At 64.6% G+C, this 17726-nt stretch carries 19 protein-coding genes; 17 read left to right on the top strand and 2 right to left on the bottom strand.

Going from position 1 to position 17726, the window contains the following annotated elements:
• Positions 1–63: 63 nt before the first annotated feature.
• The 10 genes from BLS26_RS00880 (at position 64) to surE (ending at position 9153) form a co-directional block, all read left to right on the top strand.
• Positions 64–1563, top strand: a complete 1500-nt coding sequence (locus BLS26_RS00880) for an SPOR domain-containing protein (RefSeq protein ID WP_092507603.1) — start codon at positions 64–66, stop codon at positions 1561–1563.
• A 46-nt stretch (positions 1564–1609) separates the two neighbouring features.
• A complete protein-coding gene (gene nagZ / locus BLS26_RS00875; RefSeq protein ID WP_092507601.1) occupies positions 1610–2632 on the top strand; it encodes a beta-N-acetylhexosaminidase in 1023 nt (340 codons plus the stop codon).
• Positions 2629–3450, top strand: a complete 822-nt coding sequence (locus BLS26_RS00870; protein WP_092507599.1) for a ScpA family protein — start codon at positions 2629–2631, stop codon at positions 3448–3450. The genes nagZ and BLS26_RS00870 overlap by 4 nt, the downstream gene beginning before the upstream one ends.
• Positions 3451–3468: 18 nt before the next feature.
• Entirely contained in the window at positions 3469–4218 is a 750-nt protein-coding gene (gene scpB, locus BLS26_RS00865) for an SMC-Scp complex subunit ScpB (RefSeq protein ID WP_092507597.1), read from the top strand.
• Between the two features lie 167 nt (positions 4219–4385).
• A complete protein-coding gene (locus BLS26_RS00860; RefSeq protein ID WP_092507595.1) occupies positions 4386–4619 on the top strand; it encodes a twin-arginine translocase TatA/TatE family subunit in 234 nt (77 codons plus the stop codon).
• Positions 4620–4723: 104 nt separating this feature from the next.
• Positions 4724–5224: a Sec-independent protein translocase protein TatB gene (tatB, locus tag BLS26_RS00855; protein WP_092507593.1), complete on the top strand. Its 501-nt coding sequence runs from the start codon at positions 4724–4726 to the stop codon at positions 5222–5224.
• The gene (gene tatC / locus BLS26_RS00850; RefSeq protein ID WP_092507591.1) at positions 5221–6045 is read left to right on the top strand and encodes a twin-arginine translocase subunit TatC; all 825 of its coding nucleotides are present in this window, start codon (positions 5221–5223) and stop codon (positions 6043–6045) included. The genes tatB and tatC overlap by 4 nt, the downstream gene beginning before the upstream one ends.
• Positions 6046–6282: 237 nt before the next feature.
• Entirely contained in the window at positions 6283–7614 is a 1332-nt protein-coding gene (gene serS, locus BLS26_RS00845) for a serine--tRNA ligase (protein ID WP_092507589.1), read from the top strand.
• 12 nt (positions 7615–7626) lie between these two features.
• Entirely contained in the window at positions 7627–8295 is a 669-nt protein-coding gene (locus BLS26_RS36455) for a hypothetical protein (protein WP_197681301.1), read from the top strand.
• Positions 8296–8385: 90 nt separating this feature from the next.
• Positions 8386–9153 (top strand): 5'/3'-nucleotidase SurE, encoded by a 768-nt coding sequence (surE, locus tag BLS26_RS00835; protein ID WP_092507586.1) that lies wholly within the window; start codon positions 8386–8388, stop codon positions 9151–9153.
• A gap of 47 nt (positions 9154–9200) precedes the next feature.
• On the opposite strand, the gene BLS26_RS00830 is transcribed toward surE, so the two are convergent.
• Complete coding sequence (locus BLS26_RS00830) at positions 9201–9578, bottom strand: response regulator (protein WP_092517470.1); 378 nt, start codon at positions 9576–9578, stop codon at positions 9201–9203.
• Between the two features lie 252 nt (positions 9579–9830).
• On the opposite strand from BLS26_RS00830, the gene BLS26_RS00825 reads away from it, so the two are divergent.
• Both BLS26_RS00825 and BLS26_RS00820 read left to right on the top strand, forming a co-directional pair.
• The gene (locus tag BLS26_RS00825; RefSeq protein ID WP_244541804.1) at positions 9831–10475 is read left to right on the top strand and encodes a protein-L-isoaspartate(D-aspartate) O-methyltransferase; all 645 of its coding nucleotides are present in this window, start codon (positions 9831–9833) and stop codon (positions 10473–10475) included.
• Between the two features lie 120 nt (positions 10476–10595).
• Positions 10596–11966, top strand: coding sequence for a peptidoglycan DD-metalloendopeptidase family protein (locus BLS26_RS00820; protein ID WP_092507584.1), 1371 nt, complete (start codon positions 10596–10598; stop codon positions 11964–11966).
• A gap of 176 nt (positions 11967–12142) precedes the next feature.
• On the opposite strand, the gene BLS26_RS00815 is transcribed toward BLS26_RS00820, so the two are convergent.
• Entirely contained in the window at positions 12143–13114 is a 972-nt protein-coding gene (locus BLS26_RS00815; RefSeq protein ID WP_092507582.1) for an ATP-binding protein, read from the bottom strand.
• A 208-nt stretch (positions 13115–13322) separates the two neighbouring features.
• On the opposite strand from BLS26_RS00815, the gene yajC reads away from it, so the two are divergent.
• From yajC to BLS26_RS00790, 5 genes are read left to right on the top strand one after another with little or no spacing between them, the layout of a single operon-like run.
• Positions 13323–13685, top strand: coding sequence for a preprotein translocase subunit YajC (yajC, locus tag BLS26_RS00810; protein WP_092507580.1), 363 nt, complete (start codon positions 13323–13325; stop codon positions 13683–13685).
• A 54-nt stretch (positions 13686–13739) separates the two neighbouring features.
• Entirely contained in the window at positions 13740–15338 is a 1599-nt protein-coding gene (gene secD, locus BLS26_RS00805; RefSeq protein WP_092507578.1) for a protein translocase subunit SecD, read from the top strand.
• 16 nt (positions 15339–15354) lie between these two features.
• Positions 15355–16356 carry a protein translocase subunit SecF gene (gene secF / locus BLS26_RS00800; RefSeq protein ID WP_092507576.1) on the top strand — a complete coding sequence of 334 codons (1002 nt, stop codon included), beginning with the start codon at positions 15355–15357 and terminating at the stop codon, positions 16354–16356.
• Between the two features lie 3 nt (positions 16357–16359).
• Positions 16360–16743: an Mth938-like domain-containing protein gene (locus tag BLS26_RS00795; protein ID WP_092507574.1), complete on the top strand. Its 384-nt coding sequence runs from the start codon at positions 16360–16362 to the stop codon at positions 16741–16743.
• Entirely contained in the window at positions 16740–17603 is an 864-nt protein-coding gene (locus BLS26_RS00790) for a phytoene/squalene synthase family protein (RefSeq protein ID WP_092507572.1), read from the top strand. The genes BLS26_RS00795 and BLS26_RS00790 overlap by 4 nt, the downstream gene beginning before the upstream one ends.
• Positions 17604–17726 lie beyond the last annotated feature (123 nt).

The following is a 17726-nucleotide window of genomic DNA, read 5'->3' as shown; positions in this document are numbered from 1 at the left end:
TTCGTTGTCAGGTTTCGCTGACATGGCGGGTTGGCGCTGTCCCGAACGGGATGCACCACCACGATGGCAAATCGATATCCGGACCGACCTTTTCCCGCCCCCGACCACGACCGGGGTGGCGATGCCAGACGTGCGGAGAGCGATCCGCTGGCGGAACTGGCGAGGCTGATTGGTCAGACCGATCCATTCGGCACCGCAGGTGCAGACAAGGCTCCTCCGCCGCATCCGTTGCAATCGCGCGCCAATCCGCGCCCGCAACCCTATATCCCGGCCGACGAAGACGAGCGCGCGGACCCGATGCCGCCGCCATGGATGCAGCGCGCCCGGCAGGAAGCCCCGCCGCCTGCAGAGGACTACGCCGACGAAGAGCCTGAGTACGAGCCGGCGCCCGTGCATCCCTTGCATCGCTACGCGGCCCAGCAGCCGGCAGCGCCCGCGCAGGGCTATCAGCAGGATTATCAGGAAGAGCAGCACCGCGCTGATGAAGAGCCGCAGCACTACGCCGATGAGGAGCAGCCGGCCGACCCGTCGCGCTACGACGACGCGCTGTACGGCCAGATCGAATCCGGCCAACAGGAATATCAGCGCGACCCGGCGTATCCGGACGATCCCTATGCCTATCAGAGCGAGTACGAGGAGCCTCCCGAGCCGAAGCGCCGTTCCAGCGGCGTGGTGACGGTCGCCGCCGTGCTGGCGCTGGCTGTGGTGGGGACGGGAGCTGCGTTTGCCTATCGTACCTATGTCGGTTCGCCCCGCAGCGGCGAGCCGCCGATCATCAAGGCCGACAACAGCCCGACCAAGATCGTACCGGCGCCGGCCGATAGCGCCTCCGGAAAAACGCCTGACCGCATGGTGCCCGGTGACGGCGGCGAGAAGCTGGTGTCGCGCGAAGAGACGCCGGTCGACGTCAATTCCCGTTCCGGTGGGCCGCGCGTGGTGTTTCCGCCGCTGAACCAGAACGGCAGTCCGCCGCCGGTTTCCAGCGTTTCGCCGGGTGCGCCGCCGCCGGCGACGGCTGCGAACGGCACGATGCCGAACAGCGAGCCGCGCAAGATCAAGACGCTGGCGGTCAAGGGCGATGCGGCTGAAAACGGCGGGGCTCCGGCCCCTGTGGCCGCGCCTGCGACAAAACCGGCCTCGGCCGCACGGACGGCGACCGCGCCAGCGGCACCGCCGGTCGCGCACAACCCTTCCTCGGCTAACGCCAGCGCGCCCCTGTCACTGGCGCCGGGCGGGGCCCAGCCCGATCCGGGGCCGACCCGGATGGCCGCCACCAATCCGGCGCAGACGGCTCCGGCGCCCTCGGCGGGCGGTGGATACGTGGTTCAGGTCTCCTCGCAGAAGTCCGAATCCGACGCGCAGGCGTCGTTCAGGGCGCTGCAGGGCAAATATCCGTCCGTGCTGGGGTCCCAGCCGGTGGTCGTCAAACGTGTCGATCTCGGCGAAAAGGGCGTCTATTACCGGGCGTTCGCCGGGCCGTTCGGCTCCGCCGACCAGGCGACGCAGATTTGTAATAACCTCAAGGCGGCTGGCGGGCCGCAGTGCCTAATCCAAAGGAATTAACGGCCGTTTCCTTGACCCGGGAGCCATGAGGGGCCTAATCGGCCCCATGGGCAGCCGCGCATTCATTACGGGCGTATCGGGACTGGAACTGAGCGCGGAGGAGCGCGCGTTCATCGGCGCGATGCGCCCATGGGGCTTCATCCTATTCAAGCGCAATATCGATACGCCGGCCCAAGTATCTTCACTTGTTCGGGAATTGCGTGAAGCCGTGGGTGAGGCGGATGCGCCGGTCCTGATCGATCAGGAAGGCGGCCGGGTCCAGCGGTTGGGGCCGCCGCACTGGCCGGTCTATCCACCCGGCGCCGTGTTCGGGGCGCTCTACGACATCGACCCTGAACTGGGCTTTCAGGCGGCGCGACTGAGCTCGCGGCTGATCGCGGCCGACCTGATCGACCTCGGGATTACCGTCGACTGCCTGCCGCTGGCGGACGTTCCGGTGGATGGCGCCGACGCCGTGATCGGCAACCGGGCCTATGGAACCGGCCCAGCCAAGGTCGCGGCGATTGCCCGGGCCGTCACCGACGGGCTGATCGAGGGCGGCGTGCTGCCGGTCCTCAAGCACATTCCCGGCCATGGACGGGCCACCGCGGACAGTCATTTTGGCCTGCCGACGGTCGATACGTCGCGCCAAGAGCTGGAAAGGACCGATTTCGCCGCTTTTCAACCGCTGGCGGACCTGCCGATGGCCATGACCGCACATGTTGTGTTTAGCGCGTTAGACCCCGCCCAACCGGCGACGACATCTGCGACAATGATCAATCAGGTGATTCGCGGCGTGATCGGGTTCCAAGGTTTGTTGATGAGTGATGACGTGTCCATGAATGCGTTGGCGGGAACGATCGCCGAGCGGACCCGCGCCATCGTCAACGCCGGCTGCGACATCATTCTGCATTGCAACGGCAAGCTCGACGAGATGCGCGACGTCGCGCGCGAGACGCCGGAACTGGAGGGTGAGGCTCTTGAGCGGGCCAAACGGGCGCTCGCCTCGCGACATCAACCGCTGCCGCTCGATAGGCCAGCGGCACGGGCTGAACTGGACGCGTTGATCAATCGGGTAGGGACGGCATGACCGCGGAGATTCTATCGTTTGAAACCGGACGGCCCGCCGAGGTGACCGATGGCGAGCCGTCGCTGGTCGTCGACGTCGAGGGCTATGAAGGTCCGCTCGACCTGCTGTTGACCTTGGCGCGGCAGCAGAAGGTCGACCTCTCCAAAATCTCGATCCTGGCGCTGGCCGACCAATATCTTGTCTTCATCGAGGCGGCGCGAAAAATCCGTCTCGAGCTTGCGGCCGACTACCTGGTCATGGCGGCATGGCTCGCGTTCCTGAAGTCGCGTTTGCTGCTGCCGGAACCGGCGACGCCGGACGGGCCGAGCGCCGAGGAGATGGCGACCGCACTTGCCAACCGGCTGCGCCGGCTGGAAGCGATCCGCGAGGCGGCCAACCGGTTGATGAACCGGCCGCAGTTCCAGCGCGATATTTTCCCGCGCGGCAATCCGGAATCGATCGCCGAAATCCGTCACCCGAAATTCACCGCGACGCTGTACGACCTGCTTTCGGCCTACGCCACGCAGCGCCAGCAGCGCGTGCTCGCCACCGTCCATCTGCAAAAGCGCACGGTGTGGTCGCTGGCGGAAGCGCGCGCCTCGCTGGAGCGGCTGATCGGGATCGCCGAGGAGTGGAGCTGTCTCGACGAGTATCTTCTCAACTACGTCGTCGATCCCTCGCAGAAGGCCACGGTGTTTGCTTCGAGCTTCGCCGCCGCCCTTGAGCTCGTGCGCGAAGGCGCGATGGAAATAAACCAGAAAGCGGCGTTCGCGCCGATCTATTTTCGTAAGCGTCAAGCATCCGGAGCGATGTCCGCGCCGGATCTGACGGTCGAGTAAGTGGAAGGAGAGCTAGCCATGGCAAGCCTGGCGGAAAAACGCATGGATGATGCCGAGGAGCGTCCCGTCGACCCCAATACGGAAACGGATGCCGTGGCGCGGCCCGAGGAATTGCGGTTGCTCGAAGCGCTGCTGTTCGCCTCCGCCGAGCCGATCGATCAGGCCACGCTGGCGAAGCGGATGCCCGACGGCGTCGACATCAAGGAAGCCTTGGCGCAACTGCAGGCGGAATACGCCACGCGCGGCGTCAATCTGGTGCGTGTTGCCAACAAATGGACCTTCCGCACCGCCGGCGACCTGTCGTGGCTGATGACACGTGAGAGCACCGAGACCCGCCGGCTGTCGCGCGCGGCCATCGAGGTGCTCGCGATCATCGCCTATCACCAGCCGGTGACGCGCGCCGAGATCGAGGAAATCCGCGGCGTGATTACGTCCAAGGGAACTCTCGACGTGTTGCTGGAGACCGGCTGGATCCGTCCCCGCGGCCGGCGCAAGACGCCGGGCCGTCCGCTGACCTTCGGCACGACCGAGGCGTTCCTGACGCAATTCAGCCTGGAAGCGTTGGGCGATCTGCCGGGCCTCGAGGAGTTGAAGGGCACGGGCCTGCTGGACTCGCGATTGCCTTCCGGCTTCAGCGTTCCGACACCGTCCGACGATGCGGCACTGCGTGAGGACGAGGATGCGCTGGAGGCCGGCGATACGCTGGACCTGTTGCTGGCACCCGCCGCGGAGCCTGAACCTGGCCCCGAAGGCGGCGGCGAAAGCTAGTTCCAAAGCGCGGCGGTTTATTCCCGGATCGGGGATTAACAATAGCAAAATTACGTAGCCGCGGCACCGATTTGCCGCGGCCTAAGTCCTTGTTTTTGACACCTCCCGGGCCTACCTTCCGCCAAAGCTTGGTCGGTTTCCGGCCGTCTCTTTTGGAGGGTTGCAGGATGGGTTCGCTTAGCATTTGGCACTGGATCGTCGTGATCGCAGTGGTCCTGCTGTTGTTCGGCCGCGGCAAGATTTCGGACCTGATGGGCGACGTCGCGCAGGGCATCAAGGCCTTCAAGAAGGGCATGCAGGACGATGACAAGACGGCGGAAAAGCCCGAGCCCGCCAAGACCATCGATCATGCCGCCGCTCCGTCCGCGGCGCGCACGGATGTCGGCAGCAAGGCTGTCTGAACCCAAAATCGGCTGATATACGCCGGTTGAGAATGGCGCGGACCGCCCCAAATATTGCTAACTAGGCATTGGGGCGCGGACGTCTCGCGCGAGCGGAAGAATTCATGTTCGACATCGGGTGGAGTGAACTGGTCGTCATCGCGGTCGTCGCGCTGATTGCCATCGGCCCGAAAGAGCTGCCGGGCGTGCTGCGCATGGTCGGGCAATGGATGGGCAAGGCGCGCAAGATGGCGTCCGAATTCCAGGGCCAGTTCAACGAAGCGATGCGCGAGGCCGAGATGGCCGACCTCAAGAAGAGTTTTGATGAGGTCAAGGAAGCCGCGACCGGCCTCACCAGCGGCAACATCATGACCTCGCTGCAAAAAGACGTCAGCGACGCCATGCAGATCGGCGATATCGACAAGCCGAAAGAGCCGGGCGACGCGCAGATTGCGTCGGCGATCGGCGAACCGGTCGGGCCGACCACGCCGGCCGCGCAGTCTCCTGAAACCTTCGTCGAGGCCGAAACGCATGCGGCCTCCGAGCCGCTCGCAATCACCCGTGAAGTTCAGCCCGCGCCGCAGGACATCACCGCCGACGCTCCCCGGGACGCCAAAGCGTCATGAGCGCCGAAGACATCGAGGCCAGCAAGGCGCCGCTGATGGATCACCTGATCGAGCTGCGCTCGCGGCTGATCAAGGCGCTGCTCGGCTTCGGCATTGCCTTCATCTTCTGCTTCTTCTTTGCGAAGCAGATCTACAACGTGCTGGTGTGGCCGTTCGTCTGGGTTGCCGGCCCCGAAAATTCGAAATTCATCTACACCGCGCTCTTGGAATATTTCCTGACGCAATTGAAGCTGGCGCTGTTCGGCGCCGGCTTCATCTCGTTCCCGATCGTGGCGACGCAGATCTACAAGTTCGTGGCGCCCGGCCTCTACAAGCACGAGCGCGGCGCGTTCCTGCCATATCTGATCGCGACCCCGTTCTTCTTCGTGCTGGGCTCGATGCTGGTCTATTTCGTCGTGCTGCCGATGCTGGTGCGGTTCTCGCTCGGCATGCAGCAGGCGGGCGGCGCGGAAACCGCGCAGATCCAGTTGTTGCCGAAGGTCGGCGAGTTCCTGTCGTTGACGATGTCGCTGATCTTTGCTTTCGGCATCGCATTCCAGTTGCCGGTGATCCTGACGCTCCTGGGCCGGATCGGCATCATTACCTCCAAGCAGCTGAAGGAAAAGCGCCGCTATTTCATCGTTGTCGCCTTCATCATCGCCGCCGTACTGACACCGCCTGATGTGCTGAGCCAGGCCTCGCTCGCGTTGCCGCTGCTGCTGCTCTACGAAGGCTCGATCATTGCGGTCCGCATGGTCGAAAAGAAGGTCGCCGCCACGGCTGCCGCCGCCGCGTCGCCATCCGCGAGCGAGCCGCCACCCGCCACCGATCCGGCCGAATAGGCGCCGCGGTCGTCCTACCCCCGCCAACGGGTCTCGCCTTCGGCGAGCCCGATGACAGGCCCCAGCGGGGTATCCAGTACCCTGCGGCCTCTCGAATCCAACGCATCTGCTCTGGAATACTGGATCGCCCGCTTTCGCGGACGATGACGGATGTGGTACGGGGAAGCGCAGAATAACGTTGAATGACAACAATTGCGGTTGTCAGTTTACGTCATGACGATTCAGGAATAGCCCGCCATGCACGATATCAAATCGATCCGCGACAACCCCGCAGCATTCGACGCCGCGCTGAAGCGCCGCGGGCTGGCGCCGTTGTCCGCGTCGCTGCTCGCGATCGACGAAAGGCGCCGTGCGGCGATCCTGGCCTCGGAGCAGGCGCAGGCACGGCGTAATGCGGCGTCGAAGGAAATCGGCGAGGCCAAGAAGGCCAAGGACGACGCGCGCGCCAACAAGCTGATGGCCGAGGTTGCCGAGCTCAAGACCACCATGCCGGCGCTCGAGTTGACGGCGAAGACGGCCGACGAAGATCTCGCGGAGGAATTGTCCGCGATCCCGAATCTGCCGCTCGACGAGGTGCCCGAAGGCGTCGACGAGCACGGCAATGTGCAGCGCCATGTCTACGGCAAGATCCGCAACTACGCCTTCACGACCAAACCGCATGACGATCTCGGCGGCGCGCTCGGTTATATGGATTTCGAGGCCGCCGCCAAACTGAGCGGTGCGCGTTTCGTCGTGCTGAAGAAGGGGCTCGCCCGGCTGGAGCGCGCGATCGGGCAGTTCATGCTTGATCTCCATACCAACGAGCACGGCTACACCGAGATCAATCCGCCGCTGTTGGTGCGGAATGAGGTGATGTTCGGCACCGGACAGTTGCCGAAGTTCGAGGACGATCAGTTCTGGGCCATCAAGGGCGAATTGCTCGTCACGCCCGATAGCCGGTTGCTGACCGATCGCCTTGGCCTGATCCCCACCGCCGAGGTGTCGCTGACAAATCTCGTTCGCGAATCCATCGTCGACGAGAAAGAGCTGCCGATGCGGCTCACCGCACTGACACCGTGCTTCCGCGCCGAAGCCGGCGCTGCGGGGCGCGATACCCGCGGCATGATCCGGCAGCATCAGTTCACCAAAGTCGAACTGGTTTCGATCGCAACGCCCGAGACCAGCATCGACGAGCACGAGCGCATGCTGTCCTGTGCCGAAGAGGTGCTGAAACGGCTCGACCTGCATTACCGGGTGATGACGCTGTGTTCCGGCGACATGGGTTTCTCGGCGCAAAAGACCTACGATATCGAGGTCTGGATGCCGGGGCAGGGCGAGGGCGGCGCCTACCGCGAAATCTCGAGCTGTTCGGTATGCGGTGATTTCCAGGCGCGACGCATGGATGCGCGCTCGCGCGGGCCCGACGGCAAGCCGCGTTTCGTGCACACGCTGAACGGCTCCGGCACCGCGGTCGGCCGCGCGCTGATCGCCGTGATGGAAACCTATCAGCAGGAAGACGGTTCGATTGCGGTGCCCGCCGTGCTGCAGCCCTATATGGGCGGGCTCAAGGTCATCGAGCGCGACAAATAGCGAATGTAAGACATGCCGCTGCATCGCGACATCCACTGGATCGGAAGGCAGTGGGCCGTCACCGGCCACGGGATGCAGTTGATCGACCAGAAACTGCAGGGCTTCTTCGATATCGAAGTTTCCAAATTGTGGGACGACGTTCTCGTCGAAGCCATGCATGCCAAGGAATGGCTGAACACGGCTGACTTCGAAAAAGCTCTCGCCATCGCGCGGGCGCGCTATCCGCAGCCGGCTGGCATAGTGGCATCGCCGGCGGAACCACGGCTGGTGACCAAACCGGTTGCGCCGATGGCCGCGGTCGCAAAGCCCGTGGCGCCAAAACCGGAAGCTCCAAGGGTTGAAACGCCAAGGGTTGAAACTTCAAGGGTTGAAACGCCAAGGGCCGAAACTTCAAGAGTTGAAACTCCAAGGGTTGATACTCCAAGAGTTGAAACGCCAAAACTCGAAAAGCCAAATCCGATCGCGCCGCGGCGCGCCGCGTCGAAGCCGGAAGCGCCGGAGCCCAAAAAGCCAGATCCCGTCGAGCCGCCGCGCGCGGTCGCCGAGGTGCAGCCGCCTGCGATCGCAACGCCAGTTCCGCCTGAGCCCCGGCCGAGCTCTCCGCCGACGCTGTTTCAGATGCGGTACGAAGGCCGCGCCAGATTCGTTCGTCCCTGGCGCGTGGTGGCGCGGAAATTCTGAACAAATCCGGCCGGTTTGCCTCAGCGGCGATAGCCGGATAAGACGACCCCGGCGGCTCAGACCACCCCGAACCCGAAGGCACTTTGGCGGATGCGAATTCTCTGCACCAATGACGACGGCATCCATGCCCCCGGCCTGAAGGTCGTCGAAGAGATCGCGCGTGCGCTGTCCGACGACGTCTGGATCGTGGCGCCGGAGCTCGATCAATCCGGCGTCTCGCATTCGCTGTCGCTGAATGATCCGCTGCGCCTGCGCGAAGTCGGCCCGCGCCACTTCGCAGTAAGGGGCACGCCGACCGATTGCGTGATCATGGGATCGCGGCACATCCTCGGCGACAAGGGTCCCGATCTCGTGCTGTCGGGAGTCAACAAGGGCCGCAACGTCGCCGAGGACGTGGTCTATTCCGGCACCATCGCCGGCGCGCTGGAAGGCACCATTTTGGGCATTCCGTCGTTCGCGCTGAGCCAGGAATTTTCCATCGAAACCCGGCACGCGCCGCTGTGGGACACCGCGCTGAAATTCGGCCCCGACATCCTGCGCAAGGTGATCGCGGCCGGCGTGCCGAAGAACACCGTGATCAACGTCAATTTTCCGGCCTGCACGCCCGACCTGGTCAAGGGCGTCCGTGTCACGCGGCAGGGCAAGCGAAATATTGGCTTCCTCAAAGTCGACAAGCGCCATGACGGTCGCGGCAATCCGTATTTCTGGCTTGGTTTTGAGCGCGCGGCGGCGATGGAAGTGCCGGCCGAAGGCACCGACCTCGCGGCGCTGGTCGCACGTTATGTTTCGGTCACGCCGCTGCGGCTCGACCGCACCGACGAGGCATTTTCGGACGCGTTGACGACGACGCTGAAGTGACGCGAAGCGCTACGCGCGACCCGTTGGTCGCAACGACGGAGAGGGCCCTAAACCGCCGCGCTCTTCAGCGTGCTGTTGATCATCTGCGCCAGCGTTTCCAGTTGGAACGGCTTCTGCAACGCGGGCCGATCGCGATATTCGACAGGCAGGCCCGAGGAGCCGTAACCGGTCGCAAAAATGAACGGACGGCCTTTGGCCTTGATCAATTCGGCCACCGGCGTGATCACTTTGCCGTTGACGTTGACGTCGAGAATGGCGAGGTCGAAATCGGTCGACTGCACCAGCCTGAGCGCCTCGCTGATTTCACCCGCTTCGGCCGCCACGCCATAGCCGAGCTCTTCGAGCATGTCGGCGACCATCATCCGGATCATGACCTCGTCTTCGACGAGAAAAACAGAACAGCCCGCCGGCCGTGTCGTCATCATGATGGAATCCTTGCTCTTCCGAGCGTCAAGGTTCGCAAAAAACACCCCCCGGCGCAACGCCGGCCTGCATGGCTAACACGATTGGCTGCTAACGATTTTCCGGGGCTGTAACGCCGTGAGGGGGTAACGGTTCCAGGTCAGGGAACCGGATTCTTCAGGAAATTGTTCCTTAATCGCACCGCCGCTATTGCATCCGCCTCGGCCCGAAGCTCAGGATCAGCGGCCAAGCGCGAGATCCCGCCAAGAGATATCATGTCCCAAGAACCGCCCGAAAAGATGATGTTCCAACTCAGCCTGCGGCGGCGGGGGATCAGCGACCAGGCCGTGCTGCGCACCATGGAGGAGGTGCCGCGCGAGGCGTTCGTCACGGTGACCGACCGGAGCTACGCCTATCGCGACAGCGCGCTTGGCATCGCCTGCGGGCAGACCATCAGCCAGCCCTTTGTGGTCGCCTACATGACCGAGCAGTTGCAGCTCCGGAAGAATCACAGGGTGCTCGAGATCGGCACCGGCTCCGGCTACCAGGCCGCGGTGCTGTCGCGGTTGTGCGGGCACGTCTTTACCATCGAGCGCTATCGGACGCTGGCCGACAGCGCGCGCGCCCGGCTGGAAAAGCTCGGCTATCACAACATCGAGGTGATGTTCGGCGACGGTTTTGACATTCCGGCAGGCGCCGGCGACTTCGACCGCATCATCGTGACGGCGGCGATGGAGAAAATTCCGGACAGCCTGCTGCAGCGGCTGGAGCCCGGCGGAGTCCTGATCGCGCCGGTCGGGCCGCATCAGGGCACCCAGACGCTGGTCCGCGTCACCAGGAGCGACGGCGGGTTCGACAGCAAGGATCTGGTCGATGTGCGCTTCGTGCCGGCGTTGCCGGGAATCGCGCGCGAGCTGTAGAATCACGGATTGGCGGTTCCCGCCAATACCTTATTCGGGGCCTCGTTCGACAGTTAAGCGCTTGTTTACTCGGGACGTGTTTACTCAAAACAGTATTTTGTTGCGTACCAGTGAGTAACCATGTCCCGTTTCGTCGAGTTACTTCGCTCGCGTAGCGCGCCGCGATTTGCGGTGCTGGCGCTGATGTCGGTCGGCTTTTCCGGCTGCAGCGCCGATATGTCGACGCGACTTTCCCAGAATTATTCCAATCCCTTTGCCTCCGAGCCCCAGGCCACCGGCTCGGTGCCGACGCCCGCGGTCGAGCGCCGCGAGCTGCCGCAATACGCCCGGCCGCAGACCCAGTATCAGTCGCAAGCGCTGCCGCCGCCCGCGGTCGCTGCACCGCACTCCTATCCGGTCGCCTCCAGCGGCGTGTCCGGCGGCGGGCGCGGGCTGTCATCCTACGCGCCACCGCCCGCCCGTCCGCAGCTTGAGACCACCGGCACGGTCGCGCCGCGTTCGGTTGCGGCGGCCCATTCGCCAGCCGCAAGCGGCACCACGATCATCGTCGGCACCAGCGATACGCTCGACATTCTGGCGAAGCGCTACAGCGTGTCGTCCGCGGCGATCCTGCAGGCCAACGGCTACAAGGGACCCCGCGCGCTCTCGCCCGGCCAGCAACTGATCATTCCGCGCCAGACCGCGGCTGTCGCCGCGCCGGCGTTGGCATCCGCGCCATCAGTCGCACCGCCGGCGAGCAAGCCGGTTGCGGCGGCGCCGACCATTCATGTCGTCAATCGCGGCGATACCCTGATGAGTATCGCGCACCGCAACCATGTTCCGGTGGCGGAGCTGGCGAGGGCCAACAACCTCGACACGTCGGCCAAGCTCAGCCTCGGCATGAAGCTCACCGTGCCCGGCGCAAAATCTGCGGCCGCAGCCCCTGTGATGCAGCCGGTCGCGGCTGCGCCAGCTCAACCGGTCGCTGCCGTCGCTTCCGCGACCAAGATGGCCGCAGCTACGGTGCCGCCGCAAAGCGCGCGGCTGGCGCAGGCCACCACCAACGTCACGGAAGAAAAGCCCGTCGCCGCCGAGGCGCCGGCCGTCAAGCCGAGCGAAGCCACCGGCGCATTGCCGACCTTCCGCTGGCCGGTGCGCGGCAAGGTGATCACGAGCTACGGCGCCAAGACCAACGGCAAGTCCAATGACGGCATCAATCTGGCGGTGCCGGAAGGCACGCCGGTGAAGGCGGCGGAAGACGGCGTCGTTGCCTATTCCGGAAACGAACTCAAGGGTTACGGCAATCTGGTTCTGGTTCGGCACTCCAACGGTTACGTCACCGCATATGCCCATGCGAGTGAACTGATGGTGAAGCGCGGGGACACGATTAAGCGCGGTCAGATCATTGCCAAGTCGGGTCAATCGGGTGAGGTGGGGTCGCCGCAACTCCACTTCGAGATCCGTAAGGGATCTTCACCGGTTGACCCGCTTCAATTCCTGAATGGGGCGTGAGGCCTACGGCCTCCGCTACATCCACGAACGCGACTGTCATCGCCCGGCTTGACCGGGCGACCCAGTATTCCAGGGCAGTTGCGATTGAGCCGTGAAGCCGCGGCGTACTGGGTCCCCCGCCTTCGCGGGGGATGACGAGCGGAGCTTGTGCGTAGAGTTCGTACGCAACGCGCCGCTTACTTCCCCGCCAGCCTCACACCGAGCCGGCCCGCGAGTTCCTGCGTGAACTGCCACGCCACGCGCCCGGAGCGTGAGCCGCGGGTGGTCGACCATTCCAGCGCCTCGCGCTCGAGCTCGGCGTCGTCCATCTTGATGCCGAAATGGGCGCAATAGCCGCGCACCATCGCCAGATATTCGTCCTGGCTGCAGCGGTGGAAGCCGAGCCAGAGACCAAAACGGTCGGACAGCGACACCTTTTCCTCGACCGCTTCGCCCGGATTGATCGCGGTCGAGCGCTCGTTCTCGATCATGTCACGCGCCAAAAGATGGCGGCGGTTCGAGGTGGCGTAGAGGATGACATTGTCGGGGCGGCCCTCGATGCCGCCTTCCAGCACCGCCTTCAGCGACTTGTAGGAGGCGTCGTTGCCGTCGAAGGAGAGGTCGTCGCAGAACACGATGAAGCGGAACGAGGAGTTGCGTAACTGGTCCATCAGGCCGGGCAGGCTCTCGATATCCTCGCGGTGAATCTCGATCAGCTTGAGCCGGTCGGCCGGCTTGCGGTCGAGATTGATGTTGGCGTGCGCCGCCTTCACCAGCGACGATTTGCCCATGCCGCGCGCGCCCCAGAGCAGCGCGTTGTTGGCGGGCAGGCCATCGGCGAAGCGCTCGGTATTCTCGATCAGGATGTCGCGCATCCGGTCGATCCCCTTGAGCAGGCCGAGGTCGACGCGGCTGACACGCGGGACCGGCGCCAGCCGTCCGTCCGGGTGCCAGACAAAGGCGTCGGCGGTGCCGAACGACTCAGCCGGCGAGGCGGCCGAAGAGGCCGCGGAAAGGTGGCTGGCGATGACTTCCAGGGCGTTGGCAATCCGCTCGGCCGTGACGTCGTTCGAGGCCTTTGCCGGACGTTTTGTCGCGGTTTTTGCGGGTGTCCGTGAGGCGGCCTTGGAGGCGGCTCGGGACGTTGTTTTCTTGGCTCTTTTTGACATTCTGGGGGTTCCTGACCGCGCAGCCATAACGGGCCTTGGAAGCTCCCGCAAGCGCCCTAAATGAGGGACTTATGAGGGGGCTTGGCAGCGTTGCAATTAGGCCCGCCGCCGCTATAGTCCGCGCGAATTTACCCGGACCGGTGCGTTGCCCAGGCCTTGATGCCGAGGCAGGGCCGGTTCTTTCCCGCTCTCCACGAGGATTGTTCGAATGCTGATTACCCCCGCGTACGCCCAGGCTGCAGCCGGAGGCGATACCAACAGCATGTTGATGTCGCTGCTGCCGTTCGCGCTGATCTTCGTGATCATGTACTTCCTGATCCTGCGTCCGCAGCAGAAGAAGGTGAAGGACCATGCGGAACTGGTGAAGAACATCCGCCGCGGTGACACCGTCGTTACCTCCGGCGGCCTGGTCGGCAAGGTGACCAAGGTGGTGGACGACGACCAGATCGAGTTCGAGATTTCGGACGGCGTCCGCGTGCGGCAGATGCGGCAGATGATTTCGGGCGTCCGCGCCAAGGGCGAGCCGGCCAAGGAAAAGGCGGAAGCCAGGGACGAGACGTCGGCGAGCTGACGTTTCTCGCCCCGCTCTCGCGGCGTATTTTCCAGGATCTGACGGGTCAACTCGATGTTGTATTTCACACGGTGGAAGGCGCTGGGGATCATTCTGACCGCGCTTGTGGTCTGCCTGTGCGCTGTTCCGAACTTCTTCCCCGAGGCGCAGGTCAAGACCTGGCCGGTCTGGGCGCAGCGCCATCTCGTGCTCGGCCTCGATCTGCAGGGCGGCTCGCACATCCTGCTCGAGGTCGATTCCAACTCGGTCAAGAAGGACAAGCTCGACCAGGTTCGCGATGACGCCCGCCGCACGCTGCGCGACGCCAAGATCGGCTATACCGGTCTGGCCGCCAAGGCGGACTCGGTCGAAGTCCGCGTCAAGGACACGGATCTTGCGACCGCGCTGACCAAGTTGCGCGAGCTGTCGCAGCCGCTCGGCGGCCTGCTCGGCTCCAGCGGCCAGCGCAGCCTCGAAGTTTCCGATGCCGGCGGCGGGTTGATCCGGCTCACCGTGCCACAGGCCGCGATCACCGAACGCATCCGCCAGTCGGTCGAACAGTCGATCCAGATCGTCGAGCGACGCGTCAACGAACTCGGCACCGTCGAGCCGTTGATCCAGCGCCAAGGCACAGACCGCATTCTGGTGCAGGTGCCGGGTCTGCAGGACCCGACCCGGTTGAAGGAATTGCTCGGCAAGACCGCGAAGCTCGACTTCCGCATGGTCGACCTCACCGTTCCGCCGGATCAGGCGCAACAGGGCAGGGTACCGGCCGACTCCGACGTGCTGATGAGTTCGACCTCGCCGAAGGTGCCCTATGTCATCAAGAAGCAGGTGCTGGTCTCCGGCGGCGACCTGACCGACGCCCAGCCGGGCTTCGACCAGCGTTCGGGCGAGCCGATCGTCAGCTTCCGCTTCAATACCTCAGGCTCGCGCAAATTCGCGCAGGCGACGTCGGAAAATGTCGGCCAGCCCTTTGCCATCGTGCTCGACAACGAGGTGATTTCGGCGCCCGTGATCCGCGAGCCCATCACCGGCGGCTCGGGCCAGATTTCCGGCAGCTTCACCGTGCAGGCCGCCAACGATCTCTCGATCCTGTTGCGCGCCGGCGCGTTGCCGGCGCCACTGACCATCATCGAGGAGCGCACCGTCGGCCCCGGCCTCGGCCAGGACTCGATCGAGAAGGGCGAACTCGCCGCCTATGTCGGCTCGATCATGGTCATCGTGTTCATGCTGGTGACCTACCGGCTGTTCGGCGTGTTCGCCAACATCGCGGTGGCCATCAACGTCGCGATGATCTTCGGCGTGCTGTCGCTGCTCAACGCCACGCTGACGCTGCCCGGCATCGCCGGCATCGTGCTGACCGTCGGTATCGCCGTCGACTCCAACGTGCTGATCTATGAGCGCATCCGCGAGGAATTGCGCGGCGGTCGCACCGCGATTTCGGCAATCGACGCCGGCTTCAAGCGGGCGCTCTCGACGATTCTCGATTCCAACATCACGACCTTCATCGCCGCCGCGGTGCTGTTCTATATCGGTACCGGTCCGGTGCGCGGCTTCGCCGTGACGCTCGGCATCGGCATCATCACCACGGTATTCACCGCCTTTACGCTGACCAGCCTGATCGTCGCCGGCTGGGTGCGCTGGAAGCGGCCGAAGACCGTGCCGATTTGAGAAGGCGGAGCCGGTTTTGACACATTTCGTTCTCATCGCTCTCGGCGTGCTGATTGCCGTGCTGACGGTCGTTAGCTGCTTTGGCTGGCTGCCATCGCTGCGCATCGTGCCCGACGACACCCATTTCGATTTCACCCGCTTTCGCCGCATCAGCTTTCCGATTTCGGCACTGTTGTCGATTCTTGCGATCACGCTGTTCTTCACCCACGGGCTGAATTTCGGCATCGACTTCAAGGGCGGCACGCTCATGGAAGTCCAGTCCAAGTCGGGGGCGGCCGATCTCGCCACGATGCGCGCGACCCTGGGCAATCTCGGGCTCGGCGACGTTCAGCTACAGCAGTTCGGCGGTCCCGCCGACGTCTTGATCCGCGTCGCCGAACAGCCCGGCGGCGATGCCGCACAGCAGGCAGCGGTGCAAAAAGTTCGCGGCGCGCTCGGCGATGCCGTTGACTACCGTCGCGTCGAAGTGGTGGGGCCGCGCGTCTCCGGCGAATTGCTGGCCTACGGCATGCTCGGCCTGATGCTCGCGATCTTCGCCATCCTGCTCTATCTCTGGTTCCGGTTCGAATGGCAGTTCGCGCTCGGCGCCATGATCGCCAACGTCCACGACATCGTGCTGACGATCGGCTTCATGTCGATCACCCAGGTCGATTTCGACCTCACCAGCATCGCGGCGCTGTTGACGATTCTCGGCTACTCCCTCAACGACACGGTCGTGATCTATGACCGGATCCGGGAGATGCTGCGGCGTTACAAGAAAATGCCGATGCCACAGCTGCTCAACGAATCAATCAATTCGACGCTGTCGCGCTCGATCATCACCCACGTCACGGTGACGCTGGCACTGCTGGCGCTGCTGCTGTTCGGCGGCCACGCGATCCACAGCTTCACCGCGGTGATGATGTTCGGCGTGGTGCTGGTCGGTACCTACACCTCGATCTTCATCGCGGCGCCAATCCTGATCTATCTCGGCGTCGGCACCAACCGCGACGGGCCGGACGTCCCGTCGAAGAAATAAATCATGAGCAATTCCTCGGACGTCCCGCATCTTCCGAGGCCGGCGCCGATCGAGGCCTATGGCAAGGGCGGCTTCGCCTTCGACACCATGTCGCATCGCGGCTCGCTGCTGTGCCTGCCGGACGGGATCTGGGCGTGGCCGGTGACCGAGCCTGCCGGGATCGACCAATATTCGCTGGAGCGGGTGTTCAAGGCCGCCAACGCCATCGACACGCTGATCGTCGGCACCGGCACCGAGGTCTGGCTGCCGCCGCGCGGCCTGCGTGAGGCGCTGCGGGCGGTGCGGGTGGTGATCGATCCGATGCTGACCGGCCCCGCGATCCGTACCTACAACATCATGCTGGGCGAGCGCCGGCGCGTCGCGGCGGCGCTGATCGCGGTGCCATGAGCGCAACGAATACGCCGATCGCCGCCGCAGCCTTCTGCGCCGATCTGGTGCGCAGCCACGACTTTGCCCGCTACGCCGCGGCCCTGTTCATGCCGGCGATCCCGCGCCGCGCGCTGCTGGCCGTCTATGCCTTCAATACCGAGATCTCGCGGGTGCGCGAGCAGGTCAGCCAGCCCCTGCCGGGCGAGATGCGGCTGCAATGGTGGACCGACGTGCTGGCCGGCGCCGGCTACGGCGGCATCGAGGGCAATCCCGTCGCCGCCGAATTCCTGCTGGCGATCCGGGATTTTCGCCTGCCGGCCGAGCCGCTGCTGCGCCTGATCGAGGAGCATCAGTTCGACCTCTACAACGACCCGATGCCGTCGATGGCAGCACTCGAAGGCTACGTCACCGACACCGCGTCGGCGCTGTTTTCGCTCGGCGCGCGGATGGTGGCGCGGCCGTCGGAGGCGATCGATCATCTGGCGCGCCATGCGGGTCTGGCCCAGGGCATCGCGCAGGTGATCGCAGCACTGCCGTTCGATGCGGCGCGGCGGCAGTTGTTCGTGCCGCTGCAGTTATTGCAGCAGCACGGCAGCGGCATGGAAGAAGTTTTTGCGGGTAAGCAGACGGCGGGCACGCGTGCGGCAATCGATCAATTGATCGGCGAGGCGCAAGGGCATCTCGCGACGGCGCTCGATCTGCTGGCCAGCATACCGCCGGAGGCGCGTCCGGTATTCCTGCCGCTGGCCTTGGTCCGCCGCGATCTGCAGCGGATGTCGCGCGCGGATACAGATCCGTTCGTGCCGCAGCCGACATCGCGGTTACGGACGCTGTGGACGCTGTGGCGCGCGTCGCGGTCGAAGGAATTTGGCGGGTAAGTGCAGCTTGCGCTCCCCGGATGCTGCGCAGCGCAAAGCGGTGCGCTGCTGCTCCGGGGTCCATCGTGGTCGCAGGATGGGTCCCGGTTCTGCGACGCAGCGCAAGGGCGCTGCATCGCGCCC

This window comes from Afipia sp. GAS231 (assembly GCF_900103365.1).
Taxonomy (GTDB): domain Bacteria; phylum Pseudomonadota; class Alphaproteobacteria; order Rhizobiales; family Xanthobacteraceae; genus Bradyrhizobium.
The sequence above is the reverse complement of the archived record's forward strand: the minus strand, read 5'-3'. Positions and strand labels throughout refer to the sequence as shown.

What these genes read in the sequence shown, in the direction of transcription:
- BLS26_RS00820 (WP_092507584.1), top strand. Translation starts at nt 10,596, where the DNA reads ATGTCCCGTTTCGTCGAGTTACTTCGCTCGCGTAGCGCGCCGCGATTT.
- surE (WP_092507586.1), top strand. Translation starts at nt 8,386, where the DNA reads ATGCGAATTCTCTGCACCAATGACGACGGCATCCATGCCCCCGGCCTG.
- BLS26_RS00830 (WP_092517470.1), bottom strand. Translation starts at nt 9,578, where the DNA reads ATGATGACGACACGGCCGGCGGGCTGTTCTGTTTTTCTCGTCGAAGAC.
- yajC (WP_092507580.1), top strand. Translation starts at nt 13,323, where the DNA reads ATGCTGATTACCCCCGCGTACGCCCAGGCTGCAGCCGGAGGCGATACC.
- tatB (WP_092507593.1), top strand. Translation starts at nt 4,724, where the DNA reads ATGTTCGACATCGGGTGGAGTGAACTGGTCGTCATCGCGGTCGTCGCG.
- BLS26_RS00795 (WP_092507574.1), top strand. Translation starts at nt 16,360, where the DNA reads ATGAGCAATTCCTCGGACGTCCCGCATCTTCCGAGGCCGGCGCCGATC.
- BLS26_RS00860 (WP_092507595.1), top strand. Translation starts at nt 4,386, where the DNA reads ATGGGTTCGCTTAGCATTTGGCACTGGATCGTCGTGATCGCAGTGGTC.
- BLS26_RS00870 (WP_092507599.1), top strand. Translation starts at nt 2,629, where the DNA reads ATGACCGCGGAGATTCTATCGTTTGAAACCGGACGGCCCGCCGAGGTG.
- BLS26_RS00790 (WP_092507572.1), top strand. Translation starts at nt 16,740, where the DNA reads ATGAGCGCAACGAATACGCCGATCGCCGCCGCAGCCTTCTGCGCCGAT.
- tatC (WP_092507591.1), top strand. Translation starts at nt 5,221, where the DNA reads ATGAGCGCCGAAGACATCGAGGCCAGCAAGGCGCCGCTGATGGATCAC.
- secD (WP_092507578.1), top strand. Translation starts at nt 13,740, where the DNA reads ATGTTGTATTTCACACGGTGGAAGGCGCTGGGGATCATTCTGACCGCG.
- BLS26_RS00815 (WP_092507582.1), bottom strand. Translation starts at nt 13,114, where the DNA reads ATGTCAAAAAGAGCCAAGAAAACAACGTCCCGAGCCGCCTCCAAGGCC.
- BLS26_RS00825 (WP_244541804.1), top strand. Translation starts at nt 9,831, where the DNA reads ATGTCCCAAGAACCGCCCGAAAAGATGATGTTCCAACTCAGCCTGCGG.
- nagZ (WP_092507601.1), top strand. Translation starts at nt 1,610, where the DNA reads ATGGGCAGCCGCGCATTCATTACGGGCGTATCGGGACTGGAACTGAGC.
- BLS26_RS36455 (WP_197681301.1), top strand. Translation starts at nt 7,627, where the DNA reads ATGCCGCTGCATCGCGACATCCACTGGATCGGAAGGCAGTGGGCCGTC.
- BLS26_RS00880 (WP_092507603.1), top strand. Translation starts at nt 64, where the DNA reads ATGGCAAATCGATATCCGGACCGACCTTTTCCCGCCCCCGACCACGAC.
- scpB (WP_092507597.1), top strand. Translation starts at nt 3,469, where the DNA reads ATGGCAAGCCTGGCGGAAAAACGCATGGATGATGCCGAGGAGCGTCCC.
- serS (WP_092507589.1), top strand. Translation starts at nt 6,283, where the DNA reads ATGCACGATATCAAATCGATCCGCGACAACCCCGCAGCATTCGACGCC.